We start from the raw sequence: 14,411 nt of genomic DNA, 5'->3' as shown, positions 1-14,411 counted from the left end.
AAACTCAGGTGAGTTGTCAGCTCTTGGTGATGACACCGCAAGCAACGCGTCCGCCTGCGTCACCGGTGTCTAGAGTCTGCTGGTCCGGTGCCGGCGCGTAACGCGTCGGGATGTTGCCGAAGTTGTCCGCTCCGGCGTGGATCATGACGGATGTTCCACCGTTTGCGACCAGTTCGTCGACGGTGAATGCATCGGTCGTGGTGACCAGCGTGGCGGTGCCGTCTTCGAGGACCTGAACCGAAGTGAGGTCGCCGCTCGCCGGGTGGCCCGTGTGACCCTCGGCCTGGAAGTGTCCGCCTGCCGAGAGGAAGTTACCCGGCTCTCCGCCGCTGGGGGCAACGGAATTGGTCTCGCACTTGGCGACCTGGTGGACGTGGAATCCGTGGAAGCCGGGGGTGAGGCCCTTGGCGTCGAGGGTGACCTTGACGTCGCTACCTTCCTGCGCGAACGTGACCGTTCCGACCTTGGCGCCGTCGGTGCCGTTCAGCGTTGCGGTGACCGTTTCGGCAGAAGCGCCGGCGTGAGCCGTCTCGGAACCGTGGCCGCCCGCGCTTTCGTGCGCGCTGGGATCGGCTGCACCGGTCCACACCGGAGGAGTCGTGCCGGGGACGCTGCTGGGCTCTTCGCTGTTACTGCAAGCGGTCAAGCCGAAAGCGGCAATCGCGACTACAGGGGCAACGACGCGCCAGGACATACGCCGGGTGCTGCTGGGGGCCATCGAACCGCTCCTTTGAGGTGGCGAGAAAGTGCTTCTGATCATAACGGCGCGTGTAGTAGCTGGAACCGACGGGTCAGTTCCACCTTCACGACCGGTCAGTTGGAGGTCACGATCACGATCACGCCAGGTGACGCGTTCGCGATGCCGGCGAATCGAGGCTCTGCGGAGACTCCGAGTTCAGCCGCGATCTTCTGCGCCGCTGCCTTCTCCGCCGCGGACGATCCGTAATACACCGTCGTCGTACTGACGGTGCCCTCGCTGTAGTTACCCGTCTCCTCGACGTTCCAACCTGCTGCCGTCAATTCCTCGGCGGTGCCTGCTGCCAGACCGGAGACGGTGCTGTTGTTGAGAACTCGAACGCTGACATTCGACGTGTCGGTGCCGCTCGCGGAGCTGGAAGTCGTGGTCGTCGCAGTTCCCGAGGGTCGCGACGTGGTGGTGGTATCGCCCGAAGCGGGTTGCGTCGTCGCTGCCGGCTTGGAAGTGGCAGGTGCCGGCGCGGGGGCGCTCGTCGTGGCAGGCGCCGAGGATTCGGTCTGCTCTGCTGCGGTGTTCTCGTCGCTCGATCCACCGTCGCTCGATCCACCCAGTGAGGCTGCTCCGAGACCGATGAACACGATCGCCAACGCGATCAACACCATGGCGATTGCGCGAAGCGGAGGTCCGGACGGCTGCTCTTTCGGGGTACTCACGATGTCGACCTTATCGCCAGTGCGTGGACAGCCCGATCATATGTACGCGTGATTCAGGTGACCTCGAAGCCGAGGCGACGCGCGGCCCTGGCCTTCTGACGGCTGGCGCGCAGACGACGCAGGCGCTTGACCAGCATGGGATCAGCCGCCAAGGATTCGGGGCGATCGACCAAGGCGTTGAGAACCTGGTAGTAGCGGGTTGCCGACATGTCGAACAACTCCTTGATGGCTTCTTCCTTCGCACCGGCGTACTTCCACCACTGACGCTCGAAGGAGAGGATGTCGTGCTCCCGGCGGGTGAGGCCGTCTTCGCCGACCTCGTGCATGCCTGCTGTATCTACTACCGAATCGTCGGCGCCAGTGCCTTCGGACTGGTTCCGACTACGCGCGGTTGCGCCGTCCATGTCACTCCTCGACTGCTGTGCTCGGCGTCAGCGAGACTCGTATGCCCGGTGTTCTTTTTCCGACCGAATTCTCGCGGCCGTGAGTTTCCCGGTCCCCTGGCCCGAAGGTAACTCACAATTTCCCCCGCGGCCCACGTTCCGACCGAGCAACGAATTACATCGCTGTTCTTCAGCAACCATTGAACCATGATCGAGTGTGCGGGCCGTGATAACTGCGCGGGCGCGCCGCACTATCCTTGTCCGCATGGCTATCCTCCCCATCCGAATCGTCGGCGACCCGGTACTGCACAAGGCGACAGAGCCGGTCACTCAGTCCCCGGCCGAGATCGCCGAACTGATCGCAGACATGTACGAGACGATGGACGCTGCCAACGGCGTCGGTCTGGCGGCCAATCAGGTCGGTGTTCCACTGCGAGTCTTCGTCTACGACTGCCCCGGTGACGACCGCAGCAGCGAGCGTCGACGCGGCGTCGTCGTGAACCCGGTACTCGAGACGTCCGAAATCCCCCAGACGATGCCCGACCCGGACGAAGACTTCGAGGGTTGCCTGTCCGTTCCCGGCGAGCAGTTCCCGACGGGTCGCGCCGATTGGGCGAAGGTCACCGGCACCGACGCCGACGGCAACCCGATCGAGGTCGAGGGCACCGGATTCTTCGCACGGATGCTCCAGCACGAGACCGGGCATCTCGACGGTTTCCTCTACACGGACGTACTGATCGGCCGCAACGCGCGCGCTGCCAAGAAGATCATCAAGCGTTCCGGTTGGGGCAAGCCCGGTCTGACCTGGACGCCGGGGACCGTCGACGATCCGTTCGGTCACGACGACGACGATTACGAAGACTGAGAATTCTGCTCTGAACGGCAACATTTCGATCGGTAGCCGGGTGGTCTTGCGATACAAGCTCCCACCCGGCTATTCGCATCCCATGACCGACGTCATCGGCATCCTCGAGGGCGCCGATCCCATCGCCGTTCGCGCCGGCGACGGTCGGCTGGTCCAGGTCTCCGCCGATCAGGTGATCGCGCTCAAGAGTCTCTCGGCCCGCCCGATTCGCATCGGCGAGATTCGAAACCTCGAAACGGCTGCTGCGGCGGCGTGGCCGGGGGTCGAGCAGGCGTGGATCGACGGCTGGTTGCTGCGCGCCGGTCACGGTGTCACCGGCCGCGCCAATTCGGCTTTGCCGCTCGGTGGTGCGGGGGCGGTTGCCGGCTTCGACGCGAGCACCATCGAGCGGATACGCCAGTGGTTCGGTGACCGCGGACTGCCGACCCTGCTGCTCCTCCCCGATCGACTCGGCACCGCTCCGGACGGGTGGAGCAGCGAGAAGGAAACCATCGTGATGGCCGCCGATCTGGGCAATGTCACGCTGCCGCTCGGTCCTCCGGTCACCTCGTTCGCCGACCGCCCCGACCACAACTGGCTGTCGATGTACGACGCCCACGGCGATCCGGCGTACGTCGAGGCGGTCCTCACGGCTGTCGTGGGCACTGCAACTTTCGGCGCGATCGGAAACACCGACACGACGCTTGCCATCGGGCGCGCTGCGCTCACCGAGGCACCCGACCACAAACGCTGGGTAGGACTGACCGGCATTCACGTCGCCCCTGAACACCGTCGTCACGGAATCGGGTCGCTGATCTGCGGAGATCTACTCTCCTGGGGTCGTGAGAACGGTGCGACGCACGCGTACCTCCAGGTTTCGGCGGACAACTCCGCGGCGATCGCGCTCTACGAGCAGCTCGGATTCGTCGAACACCACCGCTACCGATACGCCACCGATCCTGTCGGCGGCTGACGCTAGGCTTGCCCTCGTGCGCATCGCTACCTGGAACGTCAACTCCGTCCGTGCCCGTACCGACAGGATCATCGACTGGCTCGGTCGATCCGACGTCGACGTCCTGGCAATGCAGGAAACCAAGTGCAAGGACGAGCAGTTTCCGTACGAACGCTTCAAGGAAATCGGCTACGAGGTCGCCCACATCGGGTTGAGCCAGTGGAACGGTGTTGCCATCGCTTCCCGCGTCGGCTTGGACGACGTGCAGATCGGATTCGAGGATCAGCCCGGATTCGACAAGGATCCCGAGGCAGACCCGGTCCGCGAGGCACGTGCGATCGGTGCCACCTGCGGCGGTGTGCGGGTGTGGAGCCTGTACGTCCCCAACGGCCGTGAGCTGGAAGACCCGCATTACGCCTACAAGCTGGATTGGCTGGCCAAGCTGCGCGACGACGCGGAGGGCTGGCTCAAGCAGGATCCCGACGCGCAGATCGCCCTGGTCGGCGACTGGAACGTCGCTCCCACGGACGACGACGTGTGGGATCCCGCTTTCTTCGAGGGCAAGACCCACACGTCGGAGCCGGAACGAGCTGCGTTCACCGCCTTCACCGAGTCCGGGTTCGCGGACGTCGTTCGCCCGTACACACCCGGTCCCGGCGTGTACACGTACTGGGACTACACGCAGCTTCGCTTCCCGAAGAAGCAGGGCATGCGAATCGACTTCATCCTCGGCTCACCGGCATTCGCAGCTCGCGTCGAGGCGGCCGAGATCGATCGAAACGAGCGAAAAGGCAAGGGCGCCAGCGATCACGCTCCGGTGATCGTGAATCTCGGGTGATCGTGAATCTCGGAGCCTGATCGTCTGTTTGCACCCTCGGGCTTCTAGTCCTCGACGAGCAGTTCCAGATACTCGGGATGCTCGCCGAGGTACCGCTGAACATAGGTACACACGGGCCGTACCGACCAATCACGTTCACGGGCGCAGTCCATTGCGAACTGCACGAGTACGGCTGCCAGTCCCTGCCCGCCGTACTCCTCTTTGACGACGGTATGCATGTACGCAACCACGTCGCCCGCTTCGGCTCCGCTCCCCGAAATCTCGTCTTCGTCGCGGTATCCGAGGATGCCGACCAACTCGTCGTCGGAGAGCAGTTCGAATCGTTCGTGCGACGGATTGTCCACGAGCGTGACTTCCGGTGAGGTTCCGGTTTTCGAATTTTCGATGTCGTTCATTGCGGCGACCTCCACGGCACGATGTGCACCTGCGCGATCGGCGACAGCTGCGTTCGCACGCTCTCCATAACTGTGATCCATGCCACTCATAGAATCAGCTACCGACGACGCTGTCCCGGGTTCGACCAATTTTTGCACCGGGAACGACCGGATCGCAATCGCAGTTCGCGCCGTCGTTCCCGCGAGAGGTGGGACCGAGCTGCCGTTTCCCCAGGTCCGATCGGTAGGCTCGTCGTCGTGAAGCTGCTGCCCCTGACCCCCGCCGGACAGACCCCGATTCGGGCATTGACCATCGCCGGAACCGACTCCGGTGGCGGAGCCGGCATTCAAGCCGATTCCCGCACGATGGCGATGTGCGGAGTGCACGCCTGCGTGGCCGTCGCCGCAGTGACGGTCCAGAATTCGGTGGGAGTCAGCGGATTCCACGAGATTCCGCCGGAGATCGTCGCCGACCAGGTGCGCGTCGTGGTCTCGGACATCGGCGTCGGTGCGGCGAAGACGGGAATGCTCGCGTCGACGACGATCATCGAAGCGGTGGCCGCGGTTGCCGCCGAGGTTGGGATCGGCCGCGACCGTCCGATTCCGCTCGTGGTCGACCCGGTGTGCGCGTCGATGCACGGCGATCCGCTGTTGCACGAAGAAGCTCTCGACGCGGTCCGCAACACCTTGATTCCGGCAGCCACGGTGGTCACTCCGAACCTCGACGAGGTTCGGTTGATCACCGGTATCGAGGTCGTCGACGACAAGAGCGCCCGCCAAGCGGCAGAAGCGCTGCATGCGCTCGGCGCTCAATGGTCCATCGTCAAGGGTGGCCACCTTCGTACTTCGGAGTTGTCCACCGACCTGTTGTTCGACGGCGACCGTTTCCTCGAATTCAGCAGTGCCCGGATCGACACCGGCAACGATCACGGCGGCGGAGACACGCTGGCTGCTGCGATCACTTGCGCTCTCGCACACGGCTATTCCGTTCCGGACGCGGTGGCGTTCGGCAAAGAGTGGGTGACCAAGTGTCTCGAGGCGTCGTACGACCTCGGCGCGGGACATGGTCCGGTGTCCCCGCTCTGGCGGCTCCAGGTTTAGTGCGCTAGTTCCGGCGCACGCGCCAGATTCCCAGGTCGACGGGAACTCCGTTGGGCGTGGTCGCGAAAAACCCTCGCCGCCATGGCCGGATCGTGAGATCGAGATCCTCGAGGGTGCCGGCTTCGAGTTCCTCGAGAGTTGTCGCCGACATCATGACGTTGCCGTCGCCGCCCAAGCCCATCATCCGGGCGGCGATGGTCACGTCGACGCCGAGCCAGTCGTCACCGATCTGACGCGGGGTACCCGTGTGTAGGCCGACGCGCATGCGCGGGGTGTATCCGTCGAGATCGACTTCCGCGAGCGCGTCCTGCGCGGTGAACACCGCCTTCAAAGCCGCATCCGGGCGAATGAACACTGCCATCAGACCGTCGCCCATCCGTTTGACGACGTGTCCGCCGTTGTCGGTGATCGGAGTTTCCACGGCCTGCGCCACCGCACGCAGAAGGGTCAGCGTCGCGCCGTCACCGGCTGCGAGCGACCAGGTGGAGAAGCCCACCAGATCGGTGAAGACGATGGTCAGTTCTTGATCCCCGCGGCCGCGGCCCATCTTTTCCAGCGCTGCCTGCCAGACCTGCAGTGCTCCGAGGCTCACTTCGCGAGTGGCTGCCGGTTTCTGATCGAGCAATCTGTCAGCGACGCGGGCCACGGCGCGGGCACCGCCGGGGCCGGCGAGCGAGAGCGGGTCCCCGAACCCGGGATCGCCGGGTAATGCCCGCCTGAGCCGCCGTAGCGCATCGATGAGCTGCTGTCGACGGTTCAGTTCTGCCGCAGAATTCAAGACGACGTCGACGACGCCTCGAACCGAGGAGGAAGAAGCACCTGTCGTGTCGGTGTTCTCCGGGGACAGATCAGCCATAACTCAAGCGTAACTCAGAGTTACAGACAGTGTGCTGCCGCGGTTCTCGCACAGTGGCCTCCTGGTCGCTCGCGCAGTCGATCATTCGGTCAGTCGATCATTCGGTCAGTCGATCATTCGGTTCTGGCCTGTGTCCGGGCATCGCCGACGGGAACTCCGTTCGGCCCGCTCAAATCCTGGGCATACGTCGCAACTCCGAAGGCTACTGCAGAAGCGTTGGCAGCGAGCGCTTCGCGATCGATGTTCGCGAGGTTGTCCTGGGCACTGTGGTAGTTCGGGTCGAAGGTCTCCTCCGCTTCTCCGCCCCACTTCTCGGCCTGTGCCGGCGTCTTGCGCTCGTCCGCGCCGCTGAACACTCCGCCCGCCGGGATTCCGATCTCGATGAACGGGCCGTAGTCGGAACGCCCGTCGAAGTCCGTTCCGTCCGCCGCAATCCCCCGATCGGCAAGGAAGTCGACGAAGGTGCGCTCGATGCCCGCCGACCCCTCGGGCCCGGGCCCCTCCCCCACGGCGTCCGAGTTGTCGCCGTCGTAAGCCAGGTATCCGGCGTTGGGCGAACCGAGCATGTCGAAATTCAGGTACAGGGCGATGTCGACCCGTTCCTGATCGCTCAGACCCTCGACGTAGCGGGTGGAGCCGACCAATCCCACTTCTTCCGCTCCCCAGAAAGCGAAACGCACGGCATTTTCGATGCTCGGTGAGCTTCCCATCTGCAGCGCGGTTTCCAGTACGGCTGCGGTACCGCTTCCGTTGTCGTTGATTCCGGGACCTTCCGGCACGCTGTCGAGGTGGGCGCCCACGACAACCACGTTGTCGGTCGCGCCGGTCTTGGTCTGTGCAATCACGTTGCGCGACTTCGTCGTTTCCGTCGACGTGTCGAGAATCAGCGTGAGGTCTCCGGGCGCTGCGGCAAGAGCCTCGCCCGACGCCTTGCTCACCCCGCCGGTCGGGATGCGGGCGTCTTCGGGTTCACCCAAGGTTGCCCCGCCCAGCATCGCGTCCTCGTTGTTGGCAACCAACAACGCTGCCGCGCCGCGGTCAGCGGCGATCTTCTGCTTGTCGCCGAACGGGCACACTCCGCGGGTGACCAGCACGATTGCACCGTTCACGTCGCGGCCGTCGTAGTCGGTGGCCTCGCAACCGGGGGTCTCGTCGGCGGGAATCGCCACCAGACGCGCCGTGATTCCGGTCGGTCCCGTGGAGGTGGAATATGTCAGCGCCCGCACCGGAACATCGGAGCCGTCAGCGGCTTTCAGGGATTCGGTGCCGGGATCGAAGGAGCTGAAGTCGAATTCCGGGGTGCTGACCTCGAAACCCTTGTCTTCGAGCAGGTTTGCCACGTAGTCGACACTGGCGTCATAGCCGGGGGTACCGGCCGATCGATTGCCCTCGTTGTTGGCGGCGATCTTCTCGAGTTGCTCCAGATGCCCGGTCACGGCGTCGACCGTGACGGTCTCGGAGAATGCAACCGGGTCTGTCGGGACGGCCGCTTCACTTCCCGACGAGCATCCACTCACCACGAGTGCTCCAGCCATTGCGACCACAACCACACCGAAGAGTCTCATCTTCGGAGGATATCGGCCGAAGCACAGGAAAGGGACCCAGTACGAATGGTTTTTCGTACTGGGTCCCTACTCTGCTGTCACTCCTGGTTCTCGGTAGGTCTCCCGACAACACCTACCGAGGGAGCGACAAGATCAGGCGTCGCGACGATTCACGATGACGATACTTGCTCCGAAAATCACCAGAACGAAGGCCGCGAAGTAGATCAGGCTGCCCCAGGGTCCCCAGTGGAAGTCGACGCCACCGCTGCTCGCACTGAGGAAGTGGTTTGCATTCGCGAACGGCAGGAACGGGGTGATCTTCTCGCCGAAGCTGCCGAACAGTCCGAACAGGCTCTCGATGAGCAGCGGCCAGAGCAGGAGCAACGCAATTGCGCCGGCCGACTGGCGAATGATCGATCCGACGCCGACAGCGAGAATCACGCACAGGAAGGCGTAGATCGGGATGCCGTAGATCGCGCGCCAGTCACTGCCGCTCGACAGGGTCAATCCGGCACTCGCCTCGGTACCGGCGATGGCCTTGGCCATGGCGTACGCGCCGAAGGCGAGAACAAATGTCAGTACAGCACCGAAAGCACCGATGAGGCCGGCTTTGGCGATCAGAACCGAGGCACGGTTCGGAACGGCCTGGAAGGTGGTGCGGATGGTCCCGAAGCGGTACTCACTGGTGACCGCGAGGGCCGCCATGATCATGAGAACCATGATTCCGAAACCCGAGATGCCGGCCGTGGCAACGGCGGTGTCGAGGTCCGGTGCTCCCTGGACGTCGGAGGACGTCAGAGCCGACTTGGCAACCGCGCCCATGATGGCCGCGAAGCCGAGCGCGAGCACGACGATGATGACCGAGCACCACAGCGGCGACTTGGTCGTGGTGATCTTGATACGTTCAGCACTGAGAACAGCCATTACAGTGCACCTCCCATAGCCTGCTGCGTGTTTGCCTGCTGTGTATTTGCGTGGTGTGCACCGACACCCGGATCGATACCGGATGCGTGGTACTGGACATCGTCCCCGGTCAACTTCATGAACGCATCCTCGAGCGACCCCTGCTGAGAAGCCAACTCGTACAACACGATTCCCTGCGAACCAGCTAAACCACCGATCACATCGGTGGTCGAATCCACGACCACCAATGCCGGGGCAACGCCGGAACCGTCTTCACGCACCGTCAGCCCCTGCGAGAGCAACACACTGCGCAACGCATCGAGCTGTGGGCTGCGCACGCGCACCGTCGACTCCGACGAACGATCCACGAACTCCGCGACCGTCGAATCCGAAATCAACCGACCCCGACCGATCACCACCAACTGCTCCGCCGTGAGCGCCATCTCCGACAGGAGGTGACTCGACACCAGCACCGTGCGGCCCTCGGCCGCCAACCGCTGCATGAACTTACGAATCCAGACGATGCCCTCCGGATCGAGACCGTTGACCGGCTCGTCGAACAACAACACCTTCGGATCCCCCAACAACGCACCCGCCAACCCCAGACGCTGCGACATACCGAGCGAGAACCCGCCGGCCTTCTTGCCAGCCACCTCGGACAACCCGACCAACCCGAGCACCTCGTCGACGCGGGACTTCGGGATCCCGTTCGAAGCAGCCATCCACTGCAGATGTGCACGCGCACTGCGATTGGGGTGCACCCACTTCGCATCCAACAACGCACCCACCGTCCGCAACGGCGTCTTGAGCTCGCGGTACGGCTTGCCCTCGATCAACGCCGCACCCGACGTCGGCTGATCCAGACCCAGGATCATCCGCATCGTCGTCGACTTACCTGCACCGTTCGGGCCCAGGAAGCCCGTCACGATGCCCGGCTTGACCGTGAACGACAAATCGTCCACCGCTTTCGTCGGTCCGTAAACCTTGGTCAATCCCCTCAGTTCAATCATGAGGAGAACTTTGCCCTACCGGCAATGACCAGCACATCGGCCACAGGTCTAGTTCCGAGTGGTACTCAGGTAGGACACGAAGCCGGACAATCTGGGCATAACCCTGAGAAAACACCCGGAAATGGTCCGTCAGGACGATGCTTGGGCCCAGAACCGCTTGGGAATCCGGCCGGCGTGACGCGCTTCGAAACCTGCTACCACTGCGTGCCGCATCGCCGACGCCATCAACGCGGGATTCTTGGCCCGCGTCACCGCTGTCGCAAGTAGGACGGCGTTGCAGCCCAACTCCATGGCAAGGGTGGCGTCGCTGGCCGTTCCGATTCCGGCGTCGAGGATGACGGGCACGCCGGCGCGCTCGACGATCATCTCGATATTGTGCGGATTCGCGATACCCAGCCCTGTCCCGATGGGTGAACCGAGCGGCATGACTGCCGCGCAGCCGACCTCTTCGAGGCGAAGCGCCAGCACCGGATCGTCCGTCGTGTACGGCAGGACGGTGAATCCGTCGTCCACCAATTGTTCTGCGGCGGAGACGAGTTCGATTGCGTCGGGCAGCAGAGTCCGCTCGTCGGCGATGACTTCGAGTTTGACCCAGTTCGTCTCGAGCGCTTCGCGTGCCAACTGCGCCGTCAGGACCGCTTCGGCGGCGCCCCGACACCCGGCGGTGTTCGGCAACGGTTCGATTCCGAGGCGACGAAGCAGGTCCAGAACGCCGGTGCCGCCGGCCGCGTCGACTCGCCGCATCGCGACGGTGGTCAGTTCGGTACCGGAGGCGACAAGCGCTTCCTCGAGGACCGCAAGGTTGGCGGCGCCGCCTGTCCCCGTGATGAGCCGGGAACCGAAACTGCGGCCCGCGATAGTGAGAAGGTCCTGCTCAGCCACCCTGCACCGCCGTGAGGATCTCGATTTCCCAACCACGTCCGACGGATTCGTCCCAACGCCCGCGAGGAAAGAGCGCACCGTCGACGGCGACGGCGATGCCTTTGCTCGGCAACTCGAGGTGCGTCAGAAGTTCGGTCACCGTGACTGCTCGATCGAACTCGAGATCTTCGCCGTTGACGGTGATCCCGATCGGGACCTGCTCACTCATGAATTTTCCTTAGCTACTGCGAACCGCTCGGGTTCGGTTCCTTTTACCTCGACCAAAGATGTGCCGTTCAGCAACGCGACCGTCGCATCGGCGGTGACGGGCGTCAGCAGGACTCCGTTGCGGCCGTGCCCGGTGGAGACGACAACACGATCGGACACGCGCCCGATCAACGGCAGGTTGTCCGGCGTCATGGGACGCAGACCTGCCGCGCACTCGTACAGTTCGTATTCGCCGATCGCCGGCATCAGTGCCTCGGCGTCGTTGATCAGGTCCCGTACTCCGGCCATCGTGACCTGTGTGTCCTCGCCGGACTCGTATTGTGTTGCGCCGACGACGATTCCGTCACCGCGCGGGACGAGGTAGGCGGGCCGCCCGTGGACGCTTCCGCGGATGGTGCGGCTGGGCGCCGGGGTGACTCCAGGCCTACTGCGCAAGCGAAGGATTTCGCCCTTGACCGGGCGTACCGGTAGCCCGGGCCACAGCTTGGGTGACGCGATACCGGCGGTGAGCACTATCTGATCGGTATCGAGTTCGGCGAGGTCGTCGACGGCCCGCGCGATCAATTCGACGCCGGATTCCGCACAGGCCTTCTGCAACGCCGCCAGCAGAAGTCTGTTGTCGACGGCGGACTCACCGACAGCCATCAACCCCGACCGGATGCCCCGGCCCAGCATCGGTTCGAGTTCACGGATGCGCGCGCGACCGAGAACTTCGAGTTCGTGCCCCTGCGAGCTCACCCACTCGGCGATGGTCTGCAGGTCCTGCGCGTCGGCAGCGTCGAGTGCAACCGTCAGCGAGCTGTCCGCGGTGAAGACCGATTGCCCGAATTTTCCGAGCTCCTCACCGAACGTCGGCCACCGTTCCAGGGACGCTGCACCGATTGTCAACGCGGTTTCTTCACCCGGCCAGCCTTCGGAAAGCGGGGCAAGCATTCCGCCCGCCACCCACGAAGCACCTGATCCAATGGACGGGTCGTACAACCGAACGGCCCACCCGTCGCGGGCTGCTCGCCACGCGATAGCGAGACCGATGACACCGCCGCCGACAACCGACACCGTACGAGCGTGTGTACTCACGAAACTCCACCTCCACTTCCTGCGCCGGCATGATCCGGGTCAGGTCTGACGGTCGGGATCTGGTCGCGATCCCCTCTCAGCCCTACGAACCTCGCAGTCACGACAAAAAGTGACGACGACGTTTCAGGACTCCCGTGTCGAACCTTGCTCCCTAGAGGCTACCGTTTGCTCCGTGCACCCCACACATCCCAGTAACGACATCGACCGGCGCGAGCGCCTGGCAGCAGCACGGCTGTACCTGTGCACCGACGCGCGCCGCGAGAAAGGCGACCTCGCGCAGTTCGCCGAGGCAGCATTGTCCGGCGGAGTCGACATCATCCAATTGCGTGACAAAGGCTCTGCCGGTGAGCGCGAGTTCGGCCCGCTCGAGGCCAAGGACGAACTGGTGGCGCTGGGCATTCTCGCGGCCGCAGCGCGACGCCACGGCGCATTGTTGGCCGTCAACGATCGCGCGGATCTCGCGATGGCTTCCGGCGCCGACATCCTCCACCTCGGCCAGAACGACATTCCCGTCCCCTACGCGCGAACCGTTGTCGGTGAAGACGTCGTCATCGGCCGTTCGACGAGCAGTCGCGCGCAGGCGAGTCTGGCCGCCATCGAGGAGGGCGTCGACTACTTCTGTACCGGGCCGGTCTGGGCGACACCGACCAAACCGAATCGAAGTGCGTCCGGTTTGGAACTGGTTCGATCGACCGCCGACGCCGCACCGCCGCGGCCCTGGTTCGCGATCGGCGGCATCGACGAGGAACATCTGCCAGAGCTGCTCGATGCCGGCGCCACGCGCATCGTCGTCGTGCGTGCAATCACGCAAGCATCGGATCCCCAGGCGGCCGCGCAACGCCTCGCCGCAGCCGTCGCTGGGCGCTGAAAGCCGATAACTGGCGTTCGTCAAGTGTTTGCCGGGCGATTTCCGCACAGTTACGGGTCAGCACGCCTGACTCGAATTGTGAACGGAAGTTGTCCGATCAGACAACAAACTCCCAGTTCCTAGGTGCGATTGGATGTCCGAAAAGTCGGATTAAGTGATCTTGCTCACAGTTGCTTCGATTGCGTGTCACATCCCATTCGGTTTGTTGTAGTTTACCTCCAGTTACTAACTGAACCTAGGAGCACTAAATGGGATCCCTCGACACCGGCTCGCTCAGCACCGAATCGCTCGAAGACCTGAACCTCGGCAAGATCAGCGAGCTGCTCAAGCTCGGTATCACCGCGGTCAGCTTCATCACGGCGCTGAACTCGCTCAGCTGAGCCTCGTTTCGGTCGACGACCGAAACACCGAAGGGCCGGACTCCCGCGGAGTCCGGCCCTTCTGCTGTGTATGAACTGTGAAGACTCGAGTGCTACGACTGCGTACTCGACGCCTCGGACAGGTTCTGGTCACTGCCTGACTGCTCACTGCCTTGGTGGGAACTGCCTTGGTGGGAACTACCCGACAACCATCCGAATCCGCCGTCCTCGAGCACGACGGTGTGCGGATCGCCGTCCACGGCCACAACAGGCTCGGTCCGGAGGTCGGGCCATGAGGAACCGAAGCCCGGATGCAGCGGCAGTGAGTCGACGTCGGCTTCGCGTACCCACCGCAACTCGGTGCTCTCACCATTGGCAACCGTCGACAGTGGATGCGCCGCGTCAGCCACGACGGTGGTGTAAGTCCACCCGCTCTCGGCGCGCATCGTCACTACTTCCCCGCGGACACGGACGGCGTCCTCGGCGATACCTGCTTCTTCGTGTGCTTCCCGGACGGCAGCGTGCGTCGTGCTCTCGTGTGAGTCCCGCGCACCGCCGGGCAGTGCCCACGTTCCGCCCTGATGGCTCCACGCCGCACGATGCTGCAGCAAGACCATGGGTGATCCGTCCGAATCGGGGGCACGCAGAAGCAGTCCTGCGGCTCCGTGTTTACCCCAATGCCGAGTACCGTCCGATCCGATGGACCAACCGTCACCGTCACCACGCATCGACTACCTCGCTCCGCCTGCTCTCGCCGTTGTCCCACACTAACCGTTTCAATCTGCTCCAGGTGTAGGTGATGC

General features: G+C 63.9%; 18 protein-coding genes and 1 riboswitch. Of the genes, 6 read left to right on the top strand and 12 right to left on the bottom strand.

Annotated elements, in window-relative coordinates:
- Nucleotides 1–16: 16 nt before the first annotated feature.
- The 3 genes from GN300_RS18410 to GN300_RS18400 form a co-directional block, all read right to left on the bottom strand.
- The gene (locus GN300_RS18410) at nucleotides 17–718 is read right to left on the bottom strand and encodes a superoxide dismutase family protein (RefSeq protein ID WP_007730117.1); all 702 of its coding nucleotides are present in this window, start codon (nucleotides 716–718) and stop codon (nucleotides 17–19) included.
- Between the two features lie 95 nt (nucleotides 719–813).
- Entirely contained in the window at nucleotides 814–1,410 is a 597-nt protein-coding gene (locus tag GN300_RS18405; protein WP_063314806.1) for a LytR C-terminal domain-containing protein, read from the bottom strand.
- A 53-nt stretch (nucleotides 1,411–1,463) separates the two neighbouring features.
- Complete coding sequence (locus GN300_RS18400) at nucleotides 1,464–1,814, bottom strand: DUF3263 domain-containing protein (RefSeq protein ID WP_007730120.1); 351 nt, start codon at nucleotides 1,812–1,814, stop codon at nucleotides 1,464–1,466.
- A gap of 244 nt (nucleotides 1,815–2,058) precedes the next feature.
- Between GN300_RS18400 and GN300_RS18395 the strand changes: the two genes are divergently transcribed.
- The 3 genes from GN300_RS18395 to GN300_RS18385 are packed head-to-tail and all read left to right on the top strand — an operon-like array spanning nucleotide 2,059 to nucleotide 4,427.
- Nucleotides 2,059–2,658 carry a peptide deformylase gene (locus GN300_RS18395; protein WP_003945053.1) on the top strand — a complete coding sequence of 200 codons (600 nt, stop codon included), beginning with the start codon at nucleotides 2,059–2,061 and terminating at the stop codon, nucleotides 2,656–2,658.
- A gap of 40 nt (nucleotides 2,659–2,698) precedes the next feature.
- Complete coding sequence (locus tag GN300_RS18390) at nucleotides 2,699–3,610, top strand: N-acetyltransferase (RefSeq protein ID WP_082845665.1); 912 nt, start codon at nucleotides 2,699–2,701, stop codon at nucleotides 3,608–3,610.
- Between the two features lie 16 nt (nucleotides 3,611–3,626).
- Nucleotides 3,627–4,427: an exodeoxyribonuclease III gene (locus GN300_RS18385; RefSeq protein WP_063314808.1), complete on the top strand. Its 801-nt coding sequence runs from the start codon at nucleotides 3,627–3,629 to the stop codon at nucleotides 4,425–4,427.
- A 44-nt stretch (nucleotides 4,428–4,471) separates the two neighbouring features.
- Here GN300_RS18385 and GN300_RS18380 read toward each other — a convergent pair whose 3' ends face one another.
- A complete protein-coding gene (locus GN300_RS18380) occupies nucleotides 4,472–4,903 on the bottom strand; it encodes a GNAT family N-acetyltransferase (RefSeq protein ID WP_231915197.1) in 432 nt (143 codons plus the stop codon).
- A gap of 156 nt (nucleotides 4,904–5,059) precedes the next feature.
- On the opposite strand from GN300_RS18380, the gene thiD reads away from it, so the two are divergent.
- On the top strand, nucleotides 5,060–5,902 hold the full coding sequence (thiD, locus tag GN300_RS18375; protein WP_003945044.1) for a bifunctional hydroxymethylpyrimidine kinase/phosphomethylpyrimidine kinase: 843 nt from the start codon (nucleotides 5,060–5,062) through the stop codon (nucleotides 5,900–5,902).
- A gap of 4 nt (nucleotides 5,903–5,906) precedes the next feature.
- Here thiD and GN300_RS18370 read toward each other — a convergent pair whose 3' ends face one another.
- The 7 genes from GN300_RS18370 to thiO all read right to left on the bottom strand — a co-directional run bounded on the left by GN300_RS18370 (nucleotide 5,907) and on the right by thiO (nucleotide 12,381).
- On the bottom strand, nucleotides 5,907–6,758 hold the full coding sequence (locus GN300_RS18370; RefSeq protein ID WP_047268851.1) for an adenylate/guanylate cyclase domain-containing protein: 852 nt from the start codon (nucleotides 6,756–6,758) through the stop codon (nucleotides 5,907–5,909).
- Between the two features lie 113 nt (nucleotides 6,759–6,871).
- Entirely contained in the window at nucleotides 6,872–8,323 is a 1,452-nt protein-coding gene (locus tag GN300_RS18365) for a M20/M25/M40 family metallo-hydrolase (protein ID WP_197487692.1), read from the bottom strand.
- 132 nt (nucleotides 8,324–8,455) lie between these two features.
- Nucleotides 8,456–9,226: an ABC transporter permease gene (locus GN300_RS18360; protein WP_047268852.1), complete on the bottom strand. Its 771-nt coding sequence runs from the start codon at nucleotides 9,224–9,226 to the stop codon at nucleotides 8,456–8,458.
- Nucleotides 9,226–10,215, bottom strand: coding sequence for an ABC transporter ATP-binding protein (locus GN300_RS18355; protein WP_058038516.1), 990 nt, complete (start codon nucleotides 10,213–10,215; stop codon nucleotides 9,226–9,228). Before GN300_RS18355 ends, GN300_RS18360 begins: the two co-directional genes overlap by 1 nt.
- A 129-nt stretch (nucleotides 10,216–10,344) precedes the next feature.
- Complete coding sequence (locus tag GN300_RS18350) at nucleotides 10,345–11,097, bottom strand: thiazole synthase (protein WP_063314809.1); 753 nt, start codon at nucleotides 11,095–11,097, stop codon at nucleotides 10,345–10,347.
- Nucleotides 11,090–11,305: a sulfur carrier protein ThiS gene (gene thiS, locus GN300_RS18345; protein WP_003944402.1), complete on the bottom strand. Its 216-nt coding sequence runs from the start codon at nucleotides 11,303–11,305 to the stop codon at nucleotides 11,090–11,092. Before thiS ends, GN300_RS18350 begins: the two co-directional genes overlap by 8 nt.
- Complete coding sequence (gene thiO / locus GN300_RS18340; RefSeq protein ID WP_003944311.1) at nucleotides 11,302–12,381, bottom strand: glycine oxidase ThiO; 1,080 nt, start codon at nucleotides 12,379–12,381, stop codon at nucleotides 11,302–11,304. Before thiO ends, thiS begins: the two co-directional genes overlap by 4 nt.
- Nucleotides 12,381–12,527, bottom strand: a riboswitch (TPP riboswitch). Its footprint overlaps the gene before it by 1 nt.
- A 26-nt stretch (nucleotides 12,528–12,553) precedes the next feature.
- On the opposite strand from thiO, the gene thiE reads away from it, so the two are divergent.
- Both thiE and GN300_RS29765 read left to right on the top strand, forming a co-directional pair.
- A complete protein-coding gene (gene thiE / locus GN300_RS18335) occupies nucleotides 12,554–13,249 on the top strand; it encodes a thiamine phosphate synthase (protein ID WP_063314810.1) in 696 nt (231 codons plus the stop codon).
- A 248-nt stretch (nucleotides 13,250–13,497) separates the two neighbouring features.
- Nucleotides 13,498–13,629: a hypothetical protein gene (locus GN300_RS29765; RefSeq protein ID WP_003944354.1), complete on the top strand. Its 132-nt coding sequence runs from the start codon at nucleotides 13,498–13,500 to the stop codon at nucleotides 13,627–13,629.
- 92 nt (nucleotides 13,630–13,721) lie between these two features.
- Here GN300_RS29765 and GN300_RS18330 read toward each other — a convergent pair whose 3' ends face one another.
- Nucleotides 13,722–14,336: an NUDIX hydrolase gene (locus tag GN300_RS18330; RefSeq protein WP_063314811.1), complete on the bottom strand. Its 615-nt coding sequence runs from the start codon at nucleotides 14,334–14,336 to the stop codon at nucleotides 13,722–13,724.
- Nucleotides 14,337–14,411 lie beyond the last annotated feature (75 nt).

Source organism: Rhodococcus sp. Ni2 (assembly GCF_021352185.1).
Classification (GTDB): domain Bacteria; phylum Actinomycetota; class Actinomycetes; order Mycobacteriales; family Mycobacteriaceae; genus Rhodococcus_F; species Rhodococcus_F qingshengii.
Note: the sequence above shows the minus strand (reverse complement) of the source record. Positions and strands in the feature narration are given on the sequence as shown.